At 60.8% G+C, this 19,950-nt stretch carries 17 protein-coding genes and 3 pseudogenes; 4 read left to right on the top strand and 16 right to left on the bottom strand.

The genetic code is table 11. The annotated features are described in order from the left end of the window. Positions 1 to 107: 107 nt before the first annotated feature. The 3 genes and pseudogenes from mads2 to ABFO07_RS02530 all read right to left on the bottom strand — a co-directional run bounded on the left by mads2 (position 108) and on the right by ABFO07_RS02530 (position 3,855). Complete coding sequence (gene mads2, locus ABFO07_RS02540; protein ID WP_347468227.1) at positions 108 to 2,150, bottom strand: methylation-associated defense system DNA methyltransferase MAD2; 2,043 nt, start codon at positions 2,148 to 2,150, stop codon at positions 108 to 110. Next, positions 2,143 to 2,358, bottom strand: a complete 216-nt coding sequence (mads1, locus tag ABFO07_RS02535) for a methylation-associated defense system helix-turn-helix domain-containing protein MAD1 (protein ID WP_175665853.1) — start codon at positions 2,356 to 2,358, stop codon at positions 2,143 to 2,145. The genes mads2 and mads1 overlap by 8 nt, the downstream gene beginning before the upstream one ends. Before the next feature lie 671 nt (positions 2,359 to 3,029). Continuing rightward, positions 3,030 to 3,855, bottom strand: a pseudogene (locus ABFO07_RS02530) (IS5 family transposase). A 667-nt stretch (positions 3,856 to 4,522) separates the two neighbouring features. Here ABFO07_RS02530 and ABFO07_RS02525 point away from each other — a divergent pair. Beyond that, positions 4,523 to 5,094 (top strand): annotated as a pseudogene (locus ABFO07_RS02525) (transposase); the annotation flags it as partial. A 43-nt stretch (positions 5,095 to 5,137) separates the two neighbouring features. On the opposite strand, the gene ABFO07_RS02520 reads toward ABFO07_RS02525, so the two are convergent. From ABFO07_RS02520 to ABFO07_RS02505, 4 genes and pseudogenes are all read right to left on the bottom strand, one after another. Beyond that, positions 5,138 to 6,397, bottom strand: coding sequence for an IS256 family transposase (locus ABFO07_RS02520; RefSeq protein WP_175900972.1), 1,260 nt, complete (start codon positions 6,395 to 6,397; stop codon positions 5,138 to 5,140). Positions 6,398 to 6,454: 57 nt separating this feature from the next. Continuing rightward, positions 6,455 to 6,739 (bottom strand): annotated as a pseudogene (locus ABFO07_RS02515) (contractile injection system protein, VgrG/Pvc8 family); the annotation flags it as partial. Positions 6,740 to 7,042: 303 nt separating this feature from the next. Then, positions 7,043 to 7,567 carry a cytochrome b gene (locus ABFO07_RS02510; RefSeq protein ID WP_347468225.1) on the bottom strand — a complete coding sequence of 175 codons (525 nt, stop codon included), beginning with the start codon at positions 7,565 to 7,567 and terminating at the stop codon, positions 7,043 to 7,045. Continuing rightward, complete coding sequence (locus tag ABFO07_RS02505; RefSeq protein ID WP_347468224.1) at positions 7,567 to 8,658, bottom strand: catalase family peroxidase; 1,092 nt, start codon at positions 8,656 to 8,658, stop codon at positions 7,567 to 7,569. The genes ABFO07_RS02510 and ABFO07_RS02505 overlap by 1 nt, the downstream gene beginning before the upstream one ends. Positions 8,659 to 8,814: 156 nt before the next feature. Here ABFO07_RS02505 and ABFO07_RS02500 point away from each other — a divergent pair, with 156 nt between their 5' ends. From ABFO07_RS02500 to ABFO07_RS02490, 3 genes are all read left to right on the top strand, one after another. After that, entirely contained in the window at positions 8,815 to 9,333 is a 519-nt protein-coding gene (locus ABFO07_RS02500) for an RNA polymerase sigma factor (protein WP_059890371.1), read from the top strand. Continuing rightward, positions 9,330 to 10,085 carry an anti-sigma factor family protein gene (locus ABFO07_RS02495; RefSeq protein ID WP_059906763.1) on the top strand — a complete coding sequence of 252 codons (756 nt, stop codon included), beginning with the start codon at positions 9,330 to 9,332 and terminating at the stop codon, positions 10,083 to 10,085. The genes ABFO07_RS02500 and ABFO07_RS02495 overlap by 4 nt, the downstream gene beginning before the upstream one ends. 927 nt (positions 10,086 to 11,012) lie before the next feature. Then, a complete protein-coding gene (locus ABFO07_RS02490) occupies positions 11,013 to 11,390 on the top strand; it encodes a hypothetical protein (RefSeq protein WP_060290969.1) in 378 nt (125 codons plus the stop codon). A 331-nt stretch (positions 11,391 to 11,721) separates the two neighbouring features. On the opposite strand, the gene ABFO07_RS02485 is transcribed toward ABFO07_RS02490, so the two are convergent. From ABFO07_RS02485 to ABFO07_RS02445, 9 genes are all read right to left on the bottom strand, one after another. Beyond that, positions 11,722 to 12,048 carry a hypothetical protein gene (locus tag ABFO07_RS02485; RefSeq protein ID WP_155634485.1) on the bottom strand — a complete coding sequence of 109 codons (327 nt, stop codon included), beginning with the start codon at positions 12,046 to 12,048 and terminating at the stop codon, positions 11,722 to 11,724. A 103-nt stretch (positions 12,049 to 12,151) separates the two neighbouring features. Beyond that, a complete protein-coding gene (locus ABFO07_RS02480) occupies positions 12,152 to 12,448 on the bottom strand; it encodes a hypothetical protein (protein WP_230951450.1) in 297 nt (98 codons plus the stop codon). Positions 12,449 to 12,464: 16 nt separating this feature from the next. Next, positions 12,465 to 13,181 carry a hypothetical protein gene (locus tag ABFO07_RS02475; protein ID WP_060027641.1) on the bottom strand — a complete coding sequence of 239 codons (717 nt, stop codon included), beginning with the start codon at positions 13,179 to 13,181 and terminating at the stop codon, positions 12,465 to 12,467. Continuing rightward, entirely contained in the window at positions 13,181 to 13,522 is a 342-nt protein-coding gene (locus tag ABFO07_RS02470) for a hypothetical protein (protein WP_347468222.1), read from the bottom strand. The genes ABFO07_RS02475 and ABFO07_RS02470 overlap by 1 nt, the downstream gene beginning before the upstream one ends. Before the next feature lie 14 nt (positions 13,523 to 13,536). Next, on the bottom strand, positions 13,537 to 13,785 hold the full coding sequence (locus ABFO07_RS02465; protein ID WP_322245165.1) for a hypothetical protein: 249 nt from the start codon (positions 13,783 to 13,785) through the stop codon (positions 13,537 to 13,539). Between the two features lie 23 nt (positions 13,786 to 13,808). After that, a complete protein-coding gene (locus tag ABFO07_RS02460; protein ID WP_230942248.1) occupies positions 13,809 to 14,174 on the bottom strand; it encodes a hypothetical protein in 366 nt (121 codons plus the stop codon). A 256-nt stretch (positions 14,175 to 14,430) separates the two neighbouring features. Further along, a complete protein-coding gene (locus ABFO07_RS02455; RefSeq protein ID WP_347468219.1) occupies positions 14,431 to 14,856 on the bottom strand; it encodes a hypothetical protein in 426 nt (141 codons plus the stop codon). Between the two features lie 8 nt (positions 14,857 to 14,864). Continuing rightward, positions 14,865 to 15,191, bottom strand: coding sequence for a hypothetical protein (locus ABFO07_RS02450; protein ID WP_230941962.1), 327 nt, complete (start codon positions 15,189 to 15,191; stop codon positions 14,865 to 14,867). Then, a complete protein-coding gene (locus tag ABFO07_RS02445) occupies positions 15,188 to 19,906 on the bottom strand; it encodes an RHS repeat-associated core domain-containing protein (RefSeq protein ID WP_347468217.1) in 4,719 nt (1,572 codons plus the stop codon). The genes ABFO07_RS02450 and ABFO07_RS02445 overlap by 4 nt, the downstream gene beginning before the upstream one ends. Positions 19,907 to 19,950 lie beyond the last annotated feature (44 nt).

Raw genomic sequence — 19,950 nt, 5'->3', positions numbered from 1 at the left:
CTCACCGTCCTCGCAAGTTGCCACGGGCACCCCTGATGCGATCCGTTTGAAAACTGAGGAGGACAGCTGCTCAAAGCAGCGATAGCGTGTAGCTTCGAGTCGCGTGATCATTTGCTGGGCTCCGGGTGTTGGGCGCGGAACTCGGCATACGCCTTGGCGATTTCGGGCAGGTCGTCGTCGAGAATACGCTCTTTGCGGTGCAGGGTGCGCACTTGCAGACCACCGCCGACGCGGACCTTCTCCTCGTGGCTGACATCCACCAGGATTTCCTCGCCGTCTGGGTGGCGTTTGTAGAGCGTGTTGCCACGACGGTCGAAGCCCACCTTCTCGGCCACAGCCATAAACACAGGGTAATCCTTCTTTTGGCCCAGGTCTTCTGCCTGGATCACTTCCGCGGGCTTGCGCTTTAGGAAGAGGAGACTGGTCAGAATGTTGACATTCGCCTCCACGATGAAAGACTCCACCGGCAGGTCGATACTGGCCAGTACCCAGCAGTGGCGAAGAATCCAGTATCGGATGTATTCGTCACCGGGGTTGCCCAAGATGCCGTCGGGCAAGACGATGGCTGCACGGCCGCCAGGCTTGAGCCATTTGATGCAACGCTCGATAAACAGCACCTCGGGCGACACTGCAGGTTTGATGGCATTGGTCATCACGAAGCCATCGTCTTGCCGTTCCCAGCGGCGAGCCAGCTCGTATTGCTCCAGGATGGTTTTCTCTGTGACAGGAATGTCTGTGCCGAACGGCGGATTGGTCATTAAGACATCAATCGTGCCGAGCGGGATCGCTGCTTTCGCTGCGGGGGCGCCGGGAAGGTGACCCGCTGGGAATTCCAGCGAGTTCATGTGGTACAGATGACCCAGCGAATTGCCAGCCATCATCACGTTCATTTGCGCGGCACGAACCAAGAACGGGTCAAAGTCAGCTCCGAACAGGTTGTTGGCTGCGAAGTTGGCCAGCCGGTCACGGATGGAGACGAACTCTTCGGTATTTTCGTCGCCCGCCTTGATGCGCTTCTCTTCGTGGAAGACCTTGTTGAGATAGTTCAACGTCTCCACCAGGAAGCCGCCCGTTCCACAGGACGAGTCGAGCACACGCTCGTGCTCCTGGGGCGCCAGCATTTTGACCACCAGGCTGATGGCGCCACGCGGCGTGAAGTATTGGCCACGATCTCCGCGCAGGTTTGTACCGACGATTTCTTGGTAGGCCGTTCCCTTGGCATCCACATCGGTGCGACCAAAATCGTATCGAGCCAGTTCTGAAACGATGAAAGCCAAGGCCCGATCGGACAGGGTGATTTCTTCGTTGCCCTTGAACAGGCCGCCGTACTTCGTCTTCACCGCCTCAAAAAGCGGCTTGATGCGCAGGCGAATTTGCTCCCTACCTCCAACCTCGAACGGCTCGAACGGCCCCACCCAGAAACGACGTGCGTCGTTGGGTTGCTGTTCATCGTGCATCTTACAGAAGATGAGATACAGGAACTGCCAAAACGCAGCGTCCTTGGGCATGCCTTCGTTGCCGTGGATGTAGTTGTGGCAACGGCGGAACGCCGTACGCAGCATGACCGGATCCGCGCGTCGAAGGCGGCCAGCCGAGCGGCCTTCGACGCTGAAGGTATCGTCACCCAACGGCCAGTCGCCGATGGGCTTGAACTTGGTGTCGAAGCGGGTGACCTCCTTCTTGAAGAAAAAGAACTCCAGACCGTTGGTCCAGAGGCCGTAGTCGCAGCTTTCGACTTCGGCCATCACAGTTTCCAACACCTCAAATTCTTTGCGCGCCTCTTCCGGGTCTCGCATACGATAGGCACCTTTGGTGCCGAGCTTGGGCTCCTTCTCAACCGCCACGGCGCGATAGAGGTTGTCCACCGTGTGTGCTTGGCCGGGCTTGAAAATAGCGATGTCGAGCTTGCGGTTCTTACCCAGCACCTTGACCTTGAAGTCGGGCTCCATGTCTTCGGCGGCGATGCCGTACTCATGGATGATGGCGCGGGCAATACGCTGGCGCACCCGCTCCTTGTCGCTGTCCTTCACCGGGTTGCCGGTAATGTAATCAAAGACCTTGCCCTCTTCGAGCGCGCCCTCAGGCGCTTGGGTTTCTTGTGCGAGATCACTCATATCGTTGTTGTCTTGTGCAGAGCGCTGCTTAGGCATTGCGCGGCTCCTTATCGTCAAAGTCATCACTGCTGGTAGCGGCACCGCCCTCTCTCACCCAAGCGTCCACGTCATCCTTCTTGAATTTCCAGAAGCGCCCGACTTTGTGCCCAGGCATACCCTTGGAAGTCACCCAAGTGTAGATGGTGTCTTTGGCCACACCGAGGTAATCGGCGATTTCGTCGACAGAGAGCCAGCGGTCGTCCATGTCTGCACCCCAACAGAAATGCGCCGCCAGAATGGCGGCAGCTGAACGCAGTTTACGCCATTTTCATCGGGTTTAACATGGTTTTGTACGGTTTGAGTTGGGTTGATCTTTGTCAGACGCATTTGAATCGGGATCAACCTGCTCAGGCCGTTCTTGGTCAGCACACAGAGCGTTGTCTTGAAAATTTGCTCCTCGTCACGACTCATCGACGGGGAGCTTCGCGGTTTACGGAAGCCCATAATGTTGCGCGGTCCACATGATCGGCTTCGCCAAGACTTGCACTAAGTAGTGCCTCGCGTACCGCCACCGGTGTTCGAGGCGAAGAGGAGCGGGAGTTCTAGCCACTGTCGATCGCGGTCGTCCCCGATGGTCAGCGGTGAAAGTCCACCTCGGTCGCGTCGCACATGGTACGTTACATGTCACTAGTATGATTAGACATCCGAAGTACCTGCGACATATCCTAGATGGTATTGCGGATAGCAAGATAATCAGATTTTGTACTCGACTACTGGCTGCCTCCAGTTCGCCATGGCGATCATCTCTTATCCGCGTGAAGCATTCCGAACTGCCACGCTATGCCGTTACTTCGCAACACAAGTACAGAAGAGAAAGGCCTATGACTGAGAACCGTGAGGTGACGATGTGCCGGAGTATGCTCCTAAGAGACGGTTTCATAAAGACTGATCGGCCCGCCGAAGGGTATTCCAGCAGATCAGGCAGCAACCGAGTTTGAGGAACGCGCCGTGAATGTCTGCACGGCGCTCGAAACGAATACGGAGACGACGGAAGTGATGCAGCCAGGCATGCGTGCGTTCGACGACCCAGCGATATTTGCCAAGGCCGCTGCCGTGTTCGGTACAGCGCTTGGCGATCACCGGCTCGATACCGCGATCGCGCAACGCGCGTCGATGTCGCTCGGAGTCACAACCGCGATCCGCGTAGACCACACGCGGCCGCTGCAATGGGTGGCCACGCAATCCGCGGATCGGCGGATCGGCGGAATCGCGTCGATCAGCGGCAGCAATTGCGTGACGTCATTGACGTTCGCGCCGGTCAGGATCGCGGCGAGCGGCGTACCGTTGGCGTCGGTGACGATGTGGTGCTTGGAACCGGGTCGCGCGCGATCGGTAGGGTTTGGCCCAGTTTTTGGCCTGCCCCAACTGCGCGAATCAATGATGAATCGACGGCGGCTCGTGAGAAGTCGATCTGGTCCGCTGCGCGCAGCTTTGCGAGCAGTAGCTCGTGCAAGCGATCCCAGACACCGGCTGCTTGCCAATCGCGCAGCCGGCGCCAACATGTCACGCCCGAGCCGCATCCCATCTCGGCCGGCAGGTCGCGCCAGCGTAGTCCGGTCTTGAGAACGAACAGGATGCCGGTCAGCGCGGCGCGATTCGAAACAGGCAGGCGGCCCGGGTTCTTCTCGCGCCGCGGCTTGGGTGGCGGCAGTAACGGCTCGATCAGTGTCCACAATTCATCGTCGATGATCGGCTTGGCCATCTCCTCAGTCTCGGTTGTTCCGATGCCTGAGGTTAACAGCTCGCCGCGAAAGTTAACAGCCCCACCGGGCCTTTTTGAAACCGTCTCTAAGGTATTGAAGCCCTGAGCAACGCTTAAGAACATGCTACGCGGACGTTGGTTTCCGTACCTCGATCAGCGCTATTCAACTGTTCTTGCCGCAATCGACGGAAGAACATTCCGGTGTTCCCTGACAATCCCCGACGACACGCTCATGTTCGGAGCGTCTCACTGCTCAATGCGGCAATTGGTTTCTTCTCTCGATGATCGGCTGCGATAGTCTCCAAGATATGCCTCACATCGACATGAATTTACGTAGCGATACGTAAAACTGATAATTCAGGCCCGGAAGAATCCCAAATCGAACAAAAACATATTTGAATTTGCGTCCGCCACGGATTGTCGAAATATATGGATTTTGTTCCGCAGTCCTTCGCCAAGATTGGTCATTGACGTTCACTTTTTCCGCTCTTATTCTGCAAAAATTCGAGGAAACATTGTCGTTGAATTTCACGTGACAGACTTTGGAAAATTCATCCGTACGCGCCGCAAGGCGCTCAAGTTGACGCAGAGCGAACTCGCGCGGTAATCCCCCCGAAAAACCGGTGTAATCGGAAGTAGAATTTTCTCGTTGAGGGAGTTCTACAGCATGAAGAAGTCGAGATTCACGGACAGCCAGATCATGGACGCGCTCAAGCGCGTGGAATCGGGGCTGTCGGTGCCGGACCTGTGCCGGGAGTTGGGCATCAGCACGGCGACGTTTTACAAATGGCGCTCGAAGTACGGCGGCATGGACGTCTCGCTGATCGCACGGATGAAGGAGTTGGAGGCGGAGAATGCCCGGCTGCGCAAGATGTACGTCGAGGAAAAGATCAAGGCCGAGATCGTGGCGGAGGCGCTCGCAAAAAAAGATTGAGGCCATCTTGCCGACGTGAGATGGCCATGCATGCGGTGTCCAGCCGGGGCATATCGATCCGGCTGGCATGTGAGGCATTTGGGATCAGCCAGGCCTGTTATCGGTACGTCGGTCGGCGCAGCGCCGAGAACGACGAGATTGCGAACTGGCTGCTGCGGCTGACCGACAACCATCGGAACTGGGGCTTCGGGCTGTGCTTCCTGTACCTGCGCAACGTGAAGGGCTTCGGGTGGAATCACAAGCGCGTGTACCGGATCTATCGCGAACTGGAGCTGAACCTGCGGATCAAGCCGCGCAAGCGGCTGGTCGGAGGTATCCGGAATTCCGTGTGTGAGGCGGGGTTGAGATTCAGACTCCAATGTTGAATCGTTCCGGGTAAAGCAGTGCGAACTGCGTCATCGCACTCTTCCAATCGTGCCGGGAGCCGGTCCATTTGGCCACGACGTTGCGCAGCGCCAGCCAGATCAGTTTGAGCGCGGCCTCGTCCGACGGGAAGTGGCCGCGCGCCTTGATGATCTTCCGAAGCTGCATGTGCAGCGACTCGATCGCGTTGGTCGTATATACGATTTTCCGGATATCCGGCGCGAAGGCGTAGAACGGAATCACCTGATCCCAGGCCCGGCGCCAGAGCGCGGCAATCGGAGGGTATTTCGTACCCCACGGGCTCGTATCGAACGCGTCCAGCGCCACGGCGGCCGCTTCGGCCGACGGTGCCCGATAGACCTCCTTGAGCGCCGCTGCGACCGATTTCCTGTCTTTCCAGCTGGCGAAGTCCAGCGAGTTCCGGATCAGATGCACGATGCAGGTCTGGACCGTCGTTTCCGGGAACACCGTGTTGATCGCTTCCGGGAAGCCCTTCAGGCCGTCGACCACGGCAATCAGGATGTCCTGCACGCCACGCAGTTTCAGGTCGTTGACGACCCGCAGCCAGAACTTGGCGCCCTCGGTCTGCTCGATCCAAAGGCCCAGCACGTCGCGTGTGCCGTCGCGGCGCACGCCCAACGCCAGGTAGATCGCCTTGTTGCGCACGACGCCTTCGTCGCGGATCTTGACGCGCAAGGCGTCGAAGAACACCACCGGGTACATCGGCTCGAGCGGCCGCTGCTGCCACTCGCGCACTTCGTCGATCACGGCATCGGTCACCGTACTGATGAAGTCCGGCGACACCTCGATGCCGTACATCTCCAGCAGGAAACCCTGAATCTCCCGCACGCTCATGCCGCGTGCGTACATCGCGATGATCTTGTCGTCGAAGCCGGTGAAGCGTCGCTCGCCCTTGGCGATCAGCACTGGATCGAAGGTGCCTTCGCGGTCGCGCGGAATCTCGACGTCGAGCAGGTCGTCATCGGTCGTGATGCGCTTGCGGCTGGTGCCGTTGCGGTGGTTCGTGCGGCCTGCCGGCTTGGCATCGCCCTTCTCGTAGCCGAGGTGGTGGGTCAGTTCGCCGCCCAGCGCGCGTTCGAAGATTGCCTTCTTGAGCGCCGCAAGCTGCTCGTTGATCGTCGCCCGATCCAGCGTGCCGGGTACCAGTTGCTTGATCAGTTCCGGGTCCAGGTTCAAGCCCTTGCCCGGTTCAATCGTCACTTCTTCCTTGCGTTTGCGTGGCATAACGTGGCTCCTTGGCCATCAGTTTATGCCTCACACACAAACATTCGGATAGGCTCTACCGAGCCGCCGCACCGTATGCACATACCCGTGATGCGGTCGATACGTCCGGTCCGCTTGCTGAATCGAGAGGGTGATCGGCTGAGCGATGAGGGCTTTGAGCTCCACGTCGTCGTGAGACGACACCACATCGACTTGCATTTCAAATTGCCGGCCGATCGTCGAGCGTCCGACAACCCGGTGAGGAACGAGAACGTTGCTGCCTAGCGTCGTTTCCAATTTCAGCAGCCTGTCACGCTGGAGCAGGCCGCCTCGAATAAGTTGAACCAGGTCACGCGTTTCCATCTGGCATCCCTTGTTATTGATCTAACGCCTCGCCGCAAAAAAGTATTCGCGGAAGATCCGAGTAGCCAATCGCATCACTCCGCAACTGACTGGCGCTCGATATCACGCCACACTCGGTCTTCACGCTTTCTTTCAACGCCCTCGGACGGCGCCTGTTCTGTTATCTCGCGCGATTCTACTGCCTTTCTTGCATCCCAAGGCAATCGTCTAACCAACACCCGAAAGGCGTGATTATTTAGGGTCGCATAACCTATTAGCAGTTAAACGGGATGACCCAACGACAATGCAGTGACAAAGACACCCTCACCTCCCCACCATCGCCCTAACCACCCCATCCCTCCGAATCAACCCGTGATAAAGCGCAGCCGCAAAATGCGCAAGAAACGTAGCAAAGAACAAATAAGCCAACACCCGATGCGCGACCCTGAGCCAGGCAAACGCCACCGGATCCGCCGCCACAATCGCCGGCAACTGCACCCCATCACCCAGCGTCACCGGATACCCTCCCGCCGAAAGCATCGCCCACCCGATCAGCGGCATGGCAACCATCAGCGCATACAGCACGACATGCGACCCATGCGCAGCAACCTTCTGCCACCCCGGCAAATCTTCAGGCAACGCCGGCGGCTTCGACAAAAACCGCACCACGATCCGCACACAAACCAGCACCAGCACGGCAATCCCCAAAGGCTTATGAATCGCCACCAAAACCGCATGCCGCTCGGAGACAGACGAAACCATCCCCACCCCAATAAACAGCATGGCGACAACCATCACCGCCATCCCCCAATGCAGCACCCTCGCCGGCAACCCAAAACGCGTCTTCATCACCGTCCCTCCCCACTCAACCTGGCCGCCCCCGCCACCCCAGCCTCTTCACTGGTCCGTCGCAGATACGAATCCGCATAAGCCGCCGACCTCGCCGCCAGCAACGGATCCCCCGACACCTCAATCCCCCGCGGCAGCACCGTCGGGTCGTAATTCACATCCCGGCACGGCCCGCTGTCCTGCGGCACCACCCGATCGAGCACGAGCGTCCCCGCATCGATCGTCGTCCGCTGCGCGGGCCAGACCTGCGTCGCGTCGTCCACCGGATCGCCGGGCTCCGCCAGCGTGACCAGCAGCTTCCACTTCTGCGCCCCGCCCGCAATGCGCCGCGTCACATCCTCCTGCAACACATTCGGATCCGCGGCCGTCGCAACATCCCCCGCGCCGGCCGTCTGCTCCGGCACGACCCGCCACCGCACCGCCTGCTGCTTGGCCGCCGCGTCGACGAAGTAAAACGCATTCAACGCGTAATAACTCTCGGTGACGTAACTCGCGCTCGGCTTCGCACCCTTCACCCACGCGCTAAACGCCGTCGTCTCCGGATGCGCGGCAAAAAACGCCTTCACCTTCGCCGGATCGGGCTTGCCCGTCTTCGGATCGGGCCGGGTTGCCACCGTCAGCGCGTAGAACGCCTGCGGCGTCGTCACCGGAAACACGGGCATCGCGTTCATCCCGGTGCGCCATTGCTCGCCGTCGGGCGCGGTGAGCTTCAGCGCGAGGCTGCGGATCGGCACGCTGCTGTCGGGCGCATACGGGTTCCCGCCCGGCAGCGCGAACCGCCCGACCACCGGCGTGCGCACCGCCTTGAAGAACGGCGCGACCGAATACGCGCTCGCGGCCCCGTTGCCTTCGAAGTAACCGCTCACGCAGACGCCTTTCGCGTGATTGCGCCGGAACCCGGCATGCAGGCCGCTGTTGGTCTGCAACGCGTCGACGAGCCGGTGCGGCGTGAGCCGCGCCGGCGCGAGCCACCCGCCCGCATACCCGAACGCCGCCGCCACGCCGGCCACCGCGCCGCCGATCACGGCCCAGCGCCACCACCCGCGCCCGGGCTCGCGCTGCGGCGAAGAAGAGGAAGAAGATCGCTCCATGAAAGTCACTCCCGACCGTCAGGTCATTGTCGAACGCGTGTAGGACGCCGCCCGCGCCACCTTATTCCATGAAAAATTTCTCGTATGCTGATGGAATAAGCGACGCCCGCCGGCGTCCTACGCGGCATCACGACCCTTTCGGCAACCGGCAAGGCCATGCCCTCCACCGCCCTCGACGACGACGCGTTGCGAGAACTCATCCCCAGGCTGCGCCGCTTCGCGCTCTGGCTGACCCGCGACGTCCACGCGGCGGACGATCTCGTGCAGTCGACGCTCGAGCGCGCGCTGTCGCGCTGGTCGAGCCGCCGCGACGACGCGTCGCTGCGCAGCTGGCTCTTCACGATCCTGTATCGGCGCTTCCTCGACGGCAAACGCAGCGCGAAGCGCTACGCGTGGCTGCTCGGCCGCCTCCACGAACCGGAAGAGCCGCACTGGCCGTCCGCCGAACGCGAGGTAGCCGCGCGCGCGACGCTCGAAGCGTTCGGCCGCCTCTCCGACGAGCAGCGCAGCCTGCTGCTGCTGGTCGCGGTCGAGGGCTTCAGCTACCAGGAAGTCGCCGACCTGCTCGACGTGCCGATCGGCACCGTGATGTCGCGGCTCTCCCGCGCGCGCCAGGCGCTGCGCCGGCTCGGCGACGGCGAGATCTCCGCTCCTTCGCTCCGTTTGATGAAATGAACATTCCTCCCGACGAACACGACCTGCATGCGTACGTCGACGGCCGCCTCGACGACGACGAACGCGCCGCCATCGAGCGCTATCTCGCGCATCATCCGGACCGCGCCGAACAGGTGCAGCGCTGGCGGCAGGACGCGCAGCGGCTGCGGGCGGCGCTCGCGAGCGTGGCGCCGCCGTATGAGAACCCGGCGCTGGACCCGGCGACGATTCGGGCGCGGCGCGCGGAGCGCTCGCGGATGCGGTTTGCGATGGCGGCGTCGTTCGTGCTCTGCATCGGCATCGGGTCGTTCGGCGGATGGCAGGCGCGTGGATGGAACGCGCCGTCGCCGGTCGCGCCGATGAGCGATGCCGTGGAGGCGTACAAGCTGATGGTGGTCGATCGCAGCGCGCGCGTGGACGTCACGCCGACGCGTGCGGGCGAGTTGCAGACCTGGCTCACCAGTCGGGTCGGGGCGGGGGCGAAGTTGCCGGATCTGAGCGCGGCGGGGTTTCGGCCGGTGGGCGGGCGTCTGTTCGCGACCGAGCGAGGGGCCGCGGCGATGGTGCTCTATGAAGACGACGCAGGGCGCAAGCTGAGCTTCTACGTGCGACCACCTGAATCCGCGCATCGGCTGCTCGCGGCCGGCGAACGCGTCGACGGCGAGCTGCTCGCGCGCTATGGGTCACGGCATGGGCTCAACTATGCGGTGGTCGGGAAAGCGGATAGCCTCGGCGAGAAAGCCGTCGCGCGTGCGCTCGATGAGCAGACGTGATCGGCGCGCTGCTTGCGGCAGACGGCTTGAACATCGAATAACGCAATGTATTCAAAGAGATGCGTATGCTCTCACCATTCGATTGCACAGCGTTTCGAGTCGCTCGGGAAGCCGGTTGTCCACAACTGAGCGGAGGTGATCACCCTCACCCTTTAAACACACAGCGTTTCGAGTGTTTTGCGAGCCGGATATCCACAACGGGATCGACGGCGCGATGTTTTCTGCTGAACGCGCTCAGTCTCACCTTGGGTTGGCACAGCGTTTCGAGTGGTTTGGTTGGCGGATATCCACAACACATCCGGCCGCTTGCGCATTAATCGAAACCGCCCGTTCATCAGCACGAAAAGGCCCTGCGAGTACCGAATAACAAGGCGCACTCGACCTCGGCCGTCGTTCCTCACCATTGCGATTCACAGCGCGCCGAGTCGTTTCGACGGTCGGTTATCCACAAGGGAACCGACAACGCGCCAGCAATTCGCACTTGAACTGAAGCAGTCTCTTCGACAAGAACCGGCGCCTGCCGGACACACGCGGCCGCGCACAATACCACACACAGCGTTTCAGACTGCTTTTGGGGTCGATTTCCACACGTCGGTTGTCACGTCGCCGCCGTTCTGCTCCGTTCCATCGGCTTCGCATCGCTCGCGGACGGGATCGCTCGCGCCTCGAAGATCGATTGGCGCCTCATCGAGTTGGTTTTGCTGGCCACGACGTGACCGAACGCCCGCTCGACGAAGGTCGTTCAGACACGGCGGGACCATCGCGCGTCCTGCCGCCACGTTAATCGATCGATGGAGTTCAACCGTGCCCGTACAAGGCACCTCGAGCAGTTCCCATGTCCAACCGACATACACGACGGAATCTCAAGGCACCAGCCCGCAAGGCAGCACCCCCGCGCCGTCGAGCCCGCGCTCGAGCAATCCGCAGTTGAGCGGCCTGCCGCCGCTAGCACCGCATACCGTCGGCCAGGTGCAGGACACCGCCAAATCATTCTTCGCAGCGACGACCGGTGTTTCGCCGAAGGTCGTGGCAGGCTCGGAAAGCGCGGAAATGCAGGCGCTGCGCAAGCAGCCGGCCACGGCCGAGAACATGGAAAAACTCGCGGCGCTGGAGCACGGCTACGCAAACAAGCCGGGCGAGGCGACAACGGCCGACACCATCGCCGCCAAAGCAGGCTTCCTGCGCAATGGCGCGGCCCACTTTGCCGCGAGCACGGCAGCGCTCGGCGCCGGCGGCCTGAAAGGCGCGGATGCGGCGGGCTATCTCCCTCACCATATCGAGAGTGCGACGTCGAATTTCTCCTGACGGGTTTTCCGATACGCTTCAGCGTCGACCGGCGAAGCACGCCGGTCGGCTCGTCACCGAAGACGTCGCATGCTTGCGATGGAGCCCGGCACAGCATTTTCGATTCTTCTTGGGCGGGGTTGTCCACAACTCGAGCGGCAGGATTGGCTGTCTTGCATACCTCGACGGCCACTTCGGGCAGCCGCTACTCAAATCGCAATCGAACCGTTGGCCCAATTGCGTGACGCTCACAGCGTTTTCACACTGTTCTGCCGCCGCTATCCACAACTCACGTCATTCGCGCCGCAGGACATACCGCTTCACACATCCGGCACAGCATTTTCATTCGCTTTCACTGCCGGATATTCACGACCCGCGTCACGGCGCCATCGGCTATCCGCACCTCGAGCCAGACATCTTTTCCACATGCGGCAGCCAGAAACGCAACCGCGCCGTTCATCGATTCGACCACGTCGTAGAACATGAGACGTTCTACAACGCTCCCCGCCGACACGTTTCTCCGCAACGAATCGTGCGCGTCGACGAGGTACGCGCAGTTGGCCGACGAATCAAAAGGCGCTTCGACGACGGCGATCACGCCCGACTCGTTGCGAATGACATGCTGCACGCCGTCCGCCCGCCACGTCACGCCGACGGGCGTCAATTGCGCGACGGTCAATCGCAGCGGATTGTTCGCCGCGTCGTAACCTGACCGACGTTCGATGATCGCGTAGTCCGTGACGAGACGCCGATGCGTCATGCGATTGCCTTGGTTGCTCATGTCATGGCCTCAGCGGCCTGGATTGCCCAGCAACCAGCAGATGCCGATGGAGCTCGCAGAAACATTCGTCATGCCACCCGTAATGCGGATCCGCGCAGACCGTGTGCTTGATATGAGGCGGCAGCGCGATCGCCGAAAGATGAAGATCGTCACGCAACGCCGCAAACACCGAATCCTCACTTGGCCACTGCGCACGCACCGGCCCTTCCTGCACTGCGTTGCCGAGCCGCAGCTCATTGCGCAGGATCGCGTCGAGTTCGGCACACAAGGGCGCCGGTGTCATGAACGAGGATGTCATCGTCTTTGCACGCCCATCACGCCGGCGTATCCGCACTCACCACGCCGCTACGCCGCAACACTTCCCGCAAGCAGATCGGACAAACCCGCTCCCCCGCATTCCAGAGCTTCACGAAATCCGCCCGGCTTTCCAGCCGGAACGTCGAATCGGCGATCTCGACACCAGGCCCGAATACCTTCCGAAGAAACGCTTCGTCGAACCAGTACACGGGCGCATGCGCCATCGAAGCATCGACGACCCGAACCACGCGAACCTCGCGCAGCACGTCGATCGTCAGGATCGCCTCCTCGACGTCCGGCGACGATCGCGTCGGAAAGATCAACCCATGCAGCTCGCACTGCGCGAGCGACCCGCTGCACGTCACCCCTTCGGCCACCACCGATGTATCGAACGCCTGCTTCTCCGACGTCGGTGCATCGGGCACCTCACCGGACCTCACCAGCAGCTCGTCGAGGCACGCGGGGCAGACAAGCGTCCACGCGCGCTCGAGCGCGGCGATCTGCGGAAACGCGGTCACATGCGCGACGTTGTCGACGTAGGTCGCCTCGACCTGATGCGCATCGAGATCCGCACGCAGCATCCACGCGATCTTGCTGCCCTTCGGCCGGTCGAGCGATACCTTGGCCAGTTCGCCGGGTGCGAATTGCCCGCGCGTGCGGATGCGCGCGGCAATCCCGGCCGACGCCCGCTTGAAAAACCGGATCCCGTGACGATGACACAGCACCGGCCCCATCACCGATCTCCGCTGCGCGCATCATCCTGCGTCTGCTTCAATTCCATCAGGCAGCCGTCGCACGTCGCCGTCATCAGGTCGAGCGCCGCCCACGCCGCGTCCTCGCCGGTGATGCGGTAGTTCCCGCCGGCATCACGCACCGCGCCCAGCTCGACGAACGTCGGTCCGTCCAATTCAAGGATGAAGCACCGCCATTCCATGCCGTCGTCCTCGAGCGTCAGCTCGACGAGCCGGCTGGCGGCCGCCCATTGATCGCGATCGCCGTATAGCACCGCGGCCGCGGTGCGCGTCAGATGGACGCCGCCGGCGCGGCCATGTACCGAACAATTGACTACCGACATTCGTGTTCCCTCGTTCACGCAACAAGTAAACGGACAATCTCGGCCATGTCGCTGTCCGACAATGCGCCGATCCGGTCGACGAACACCCCGTAGTCGAGATCGAATTTCACGTTGAACCGCTCGCCTTTGTAGCGGCAACACAAGACGTCGGCTTCGGGGATCGATACGCGTTGTTCGAGGATGAGGTCGCCGGGATGCTGCTGCAGGCGCTGCATCAATACGTCGATATCAAGCGCATCCAGTTGCGTCGTCAGGTTCGTCATTGCAGGCATGATTTCCATTTCGATCACTTCGTCCCGTACACCCCGAGAATCTTCCCGCTTTCAGCGGAGATGACGTAGTTGATCGATTTCCCGAGACGGTTCGCGTTGCCGAGCCCGCGCTTTCCGGGAATCAGCTTTGCCAGGAAGGTCACGCCAATGACATCCTTCCCGTCGACACCTTCGCCATTCGATGCTTTTCGCTCGGATATCGTGATCTCGAAATTGTTGATGTCCTGTCCGCTCTTTTCGAAATCCTCGTACGCCGAGCGCAGGCCGATCACCGTGGCCGTGTTGAGCGTGACGTGATGGTTGTCCATCGTGCCGAAAATTGACTCGCTCATGGCAAGTAGCGGGAACACAAGTAGAAAAATCGAGGAGAGATATTTCATAGACGATAGACGGTATCCTTTGCAGCCTCGTCGTCCTGGTTATGTCTCATGCCAGACATAACTGCGCCATACGGCGAACCGATCGCTGGCGTGATGTTCGCGAGACAGGCTCCCGGCCGGATCGAAGAAATGCTGCTACTGAAACCCGGCTTCCGTAGCTTCAATCCGTGTCGCAGCGAATCGCTCACAGCGTTCCGGCACCTTTCAGTGCGGGATCTCCACAACCGTTATCCGAGAATGTCACCAGCGGACCGCGCTATCTGCTTTCCTCAACACGAACCACAGCGCCATCGGCCTCGCGAATTTCGATGCGAAGATCTTTTCCCGGGGTCGCGGCAAGAAACGCAACGGCCCCGCCCGAATCGATCACGTCGTAAAAAGCGACACGGTCAGCGCCGATTTGTGCCGGAATGCGCGCTCGCAACGAGCCGTCTGCATTGACGATATAGGCGCAATTTGCCGAAAGGTCGTATGGCGCTTCCACGACTGCAATCCCGCTGGCATCGCCCAACAGCCTCCCGGCTACTCCGGCCTGGCTGTGAATCGCATGCTGAACACCGCTTGAGCGCCACGTCAGCCCGATCGGCATCAATTCGGCGACGGTCAGCCGCCTGGGATTATTCAGCGTGTCGTAACCTGGATGACGTTCGACAAATTCAAGATCCGCGGCCATTTCTCGCATGACGCTGCCTACGCACCTTCCTGCAACTCCATCAACTCACGCAGGCAGCCGCCACAGCTTGCCGTCAGCAACCCAATTGCCGATTCCATCGATTCATCATCGTTGAAGCGATAAATTCCGCCGCCCTCGGGTGTACCACCCAACTCTAGAATTTTCACTTCCTCGGATTCAAGCATGAAACCCGGAAACTCGATGTCGTCACGCACGAGTATCAACGGCAGTACCCGGTGGCTACCTTTCCAGCGGGCACGATCATTGACGAGATCGAGTACGGCCTGCGTCACAAGCTGGCCACCGGTATACCCGTGATACGAACAACTTACTAATGGCATCATTTCACCTTTGCCTTGAACCCCAGTTTCCCCAGGTATCTCATCTGTCCCAACGGTCCTTGCGGAACATCGGCGCCGCCTGCTCGCAGCACGCTCGCCACGTGATCAACGCAACTATTGGTGCGTTCATCATATTTTCCGATATCTTTACCGATCTGCGATTGCTGATAGGCGATCGCGGCCCTTGCATCGGGCAACGGCACTTCAGCCGTATGGAGAATCGGATCGCCATCCATCAAACGTGAGCGCCGTTCGTTCACGATCGTCGTGTCGCCGGCCTCCGTGCGCGTGACCTGATGCGTATGAAGCGACATGTAACCACTCTCTACTTCGACCGTGTAATGTCCGGTTGCCGAATTCTCGACACGATAGTGCCGAATGATTGCCTTGCCCCCACATGAGCAGCACGGGTCTTCGCTCAATCCGAGCGGGTCGACCCATCCCGTCGGCGCGAGAACATAGCGGAACGGGTTGACGCCACCCAACAGCCCGATCGGATCGGCGCTGACATATCGCGCCGTCGTCGCATCATAATAGCGATGCCGGTTGTAGGCGAGCCCGGTCTCTTCGTCGAACTGCTGTCCCTGGAAGCGAATCGCGTTCCGTACTGCGTGCCTTGTCGTGCGCGACACGCGCGCAATGATCTCCTTCGCTTCGCCCCACGCCTTGTACCTCGCTTCCCATACGATATCGCCCAGTTCATCCGTCAGCATCAGCGGTGTACCAACCTGATCGCAATGGTAGTAATACAGGTGGGCGTCCCTCCCTGGATCCGGAATCTGTTGCAACGGATCGTCTTCGGGCGCATAGCGCGCCGAATTATCGTGCGAAGGCGTCGGCATCCCGCCGACTGGCGCACTGACGTACTGCGCCAGCGGCACGAATGACCCGGCTTCATAGACGTAATGCGTACTGCGCTCACCGTCGCTCTCATAGGCGAGCTTGTTGCCGTCCCAGCCGAACACGGTTGCGATACCGTCGACTTCTTTCGCGATCCGCCTTCCGGCCGCATCGTAGAAATATCGTGCATCGGTTTGCCGCGTTGCGGTTTCGATTCGCGCGCGAGCCAGTCGATTGAACGCATCCCACTCGAAGCGCTGCACGCCGCCTGGTGTCCGCTTTTCGATCACGTTCCCATGCGAGTCGTATCTGAAATGCGCGCCAGAATATTCCCTGAGCAAGTTGCCGAGTACTCTCGGCACCTGGGGTGGCAACGTACTGTCGGATCGACCCGGGCTCGCCGGTGTGAGCGTGCGGGCATGTTCCGGACTGCCTGCATCGATCAGGTTGCTCGCGGGATCGAACGCAAAGCGCTCGGTTCCGCCATGGCCGATCGACTCGATCAGTTGTCCGACCGGATCGTATCGATAGTCGAATAACCCTTGCCGGCTGTCTTCGACGTGCATGAGCTGGCCCGCGGCATCGTAACGATAATGACGCGCGCTCAATGGCGCGGGAGCATTCTCGCGCCGTAGGGTATGGCGCTGCAAACGCCCTGCGGAATCATATTCGGTCCGCTGCTCGAGCTTGCTCGCATAGCTGCGATGGATTTCACGATGCAGGTCGTCGCGTTCGAAATGCACGCGCGCCTCGCCGTCGAGCACCATGCCATGGACATGCCCGGATCCGTAGGTAAGCCAATCAATCTTGTGGCCGTCCGGGCGCACTGTGCCGATACGCACGCCCAGTTCGTCGTATGTGTGATGCCAGACGTAGCTGCGCTGCACGCCGAAGAGGTCATACGCGTGATGCTCGCGCACGAGATTCCCCGCGAGATCGAAGAAATGCTGCACACGGCTGCATGCGTTCCGCGCGTCAACGAGTCGTCCGAGCGCGTCGTACGCGAAGCGTTCCTCGGCATCGCCGCATGCGCGTCGTGTCAGCCTCCCGCCACGATCGAATTCGACTTGCGTGATCTTCCCTGCCGTGTCGATCGTCGAAACGTAGCCCGTGTCTTCGTCGTAGATATAGCGCGTTTCCGTCCCGTCGAAACCGATCGTCTCGAGCAACCGGCCTACCGGATCGTACTTGCATTGATAGCTCGCGTGATTCGAATCGGTCAGCCGCACGAGCCGCCCGAGCCGGTCATAGCCATAGCTCAGTGAATGTCCGAGCGCATCGGTTCGCGTCGCGACGCGGCCCGCACCGTCATAGCTGTAACGCGTCGTACGTTCCAACGGGTCCGTGACGACGATCAGGCGCCCCTCGGCGTCGTATTGAATGCGCTTGACGCCTGCTGCGGTGCGAATCGATTCGAGTCGCCCGTTGCCGCCATACTGGTATGTCGTCGCGCCGCCCAGCGCATCCGTCGTCTTGATCAGACGGCCTTGCGCGTCGTGGGCCCAGGCTGTCGTCTTGCCCGAACAGTCGGTATGCGAAATCAACTGACCGGCGTCGTTATACGCCAGGACCTTCGTGCCGCCCTTCGCATCGGTCACTTCGGTCGGCAAGCCCTGCGCGTTATAGCTGTAGGTTGTCTTGTGGCCGAGCGGATCGGTTTCGACAGCGACCCTGCCCGCATCATCGTATTCACGCAGCCACACCGCGCCTTGCGGATCGACGATCCTGACCATCTGGTCCTTCTCGTCGTATTCCATCTCGATGACGCTGCCGTCGACGCGCACATGCCGCACGAGGTTGTCATGACCGTTATAGGTCATTCGCTCGACGCCACCGTCGGGATAAGTGTGTTGCACGAGATTGTGATTCGCATCCCGATACATCCATTCTTCGCCGCCGTCAGGGTGAACGATGCGGAACGTATAACCATGCAGGTCGTAGTAGTGTTGCGTCACACTGCCGAGCGCATCGGTGACGCTGACCATCCTGAAATCCGGATGCCATGCGAAACGTGTGTCGAAGCTGCCGTCATCCGCGTATTCGTGGACGCACTTCGCTTTCGGCCCGATACCATCCCATTCGAGATTCATCGCCCGGCTGGTCCGATCCGTATAGCGCGTGATCAGGTGATGCCGGTACGCGTATTCGCGTGAGTCGCCGTTGCGGTCAGTCGCCACGACGAGATCCCCGTCCACGTCATAGGTATAGCGTGCCAACGTACCCATACGCCGACCTTCGGCATCGTGATGCGAGGCTTCGACAATTCGGCCTTTGTCGTCGTAGCCGAAGGCAACGGCGGCAGTGGGTGCAATCAGCCGGATCAGCCGATCGTGATCGTCATAGGCAAGCGTGATCTGGTTACCAGACCGATCCTTGACAAAGGCAAGGCGAAACGCGTCGCCTCGCTTCTCGTATGCTTCGAGCAGTTCGTGCCCGCGAGTCAGCGTGATCCACGTTTCATCGAGCCGCAAAAGCGTCTGTCCTTCGCTCCGGTCGACATGTGCTTCGCCAGGTGCGAGCAGCGGATAGTCGATGCTGCGCCCTGTCGCATCGTGGTATACGAATCCGTCACGACGCACGTCGATCCGCGTGGTATAGGGCGTAATCCAGCGCGCGCCCAGTTCGCCCTGCGCATCGTTGGCGTCGAAGAACGATCGATAGGTGCGCGTCCAGACCATCGGAAGAACGCCAGGCACCGTAAAATCGTGATGTTCGAGCCGCTCGTCGCCAAGCGCGAAGCCCACGGAACGCTTCGTCGCGACCGACGGTGAACGAACCGGACAATTGACCTTGCTGTCATTCGGCCCCGGATGCTTCGCCGGCTCCGTATGCCGCACCGTCTCCTTCTGCCCTTCGCCCTCCTGGCGATGAACCTTCGTCGCGCCCTGCTCCTTGATCCCCGTCGAATGCACCTTCTGCTTGCGCAGGATGTCGCGCTTCTTCTCGATCGCGACCTGAATCAGGTTGATCAACCAGCCGATCTTGCCCGCGTCGACCCCGCCTAGCGCAAGGATCTTCTCCTTGACCACCGGCACCATCGCACGCAACGCCTTCGCCATCTTCAGCAGCGGCTCGCGGTACTTCAGGTCCAGCACCTTCGCCGCCCGCGTCCCGGCATTGATCACCCCCTTCGCCTCGATCTTCACGAAATCGACGAGCAGGTGTCCCAGGCTCGAAAACGTCTTGCTCGCGTCATGCGCGGCGAATCCCGCCGCAATCTGGCTCGCGTGACGTTCCGCCGCGCGCACGTTGTGCGCGGCACTGATCGGCTTCTCGCCCGCGACTTCCTCGAATAGGTGCGCAAACCCGATCAAAAACTTCTCGATGTACTCGGCGCACGTCTTGAGGACGCTGTTCAATTCCTTCGTCACCCCGTCGACGAAGCTCTGAATCTTGCCTGCGAACTGCTCGCTCAGGCTGTCGATCAGCGCCTGCAGCAGCGCGGTCTGCATGACCTGCAACGATGCCTCACCCAAGGCCTTGCCGCTCTGCACGACCTTCTGCCGTACCAGCTTCATGACAGGCCGCATGCCCATGCGGAACTGGGCCGTGCCGGGCGGCACCGGAACGATGCCGATCAGGTCGAGGCCGAGGTTCAGATAATCGAATACGTCGGGATTCCGGCCATGCTGGCCATGCTCGACCATGTCCTTGATGTCGAGGACGAGATCGACGGCCGCCATGATGTTGGCCACCACGGGCAGCGAACTCGCGACCATCTTGAGCCGCTCGATGGTGATGAAATCGTCGCTGATGCCACGCAGCCAGCGGTCGCACGCCTTGATGCCGGCGCTGACGTCGGCGGTTTCGATCTGCAGCAACGGCGCGACGTAAACCTCCGTCGGCTTGGGAAGAATGACGCCCGAAGAATCGGTCATAACGGTTCTTGTGTTCGAAAGTGTGTGGGTCGCGTCCGGCGCGA

It is taken from the genome of Burkholderia stagnalis (genome assembly GCF_039848545.1).
GTDB lineage: Bacteria > Pseudomonadota > Gammaproteobacteria > Burkholderiales > Burkholderiaceae > Burkholderia > Burkholderia stagnalis.
The sequence above is the reverse complement of the archived record's forward strand: the minus strand, read 5'-3'. Positions and strand labels throughout refer to the sequence as shown.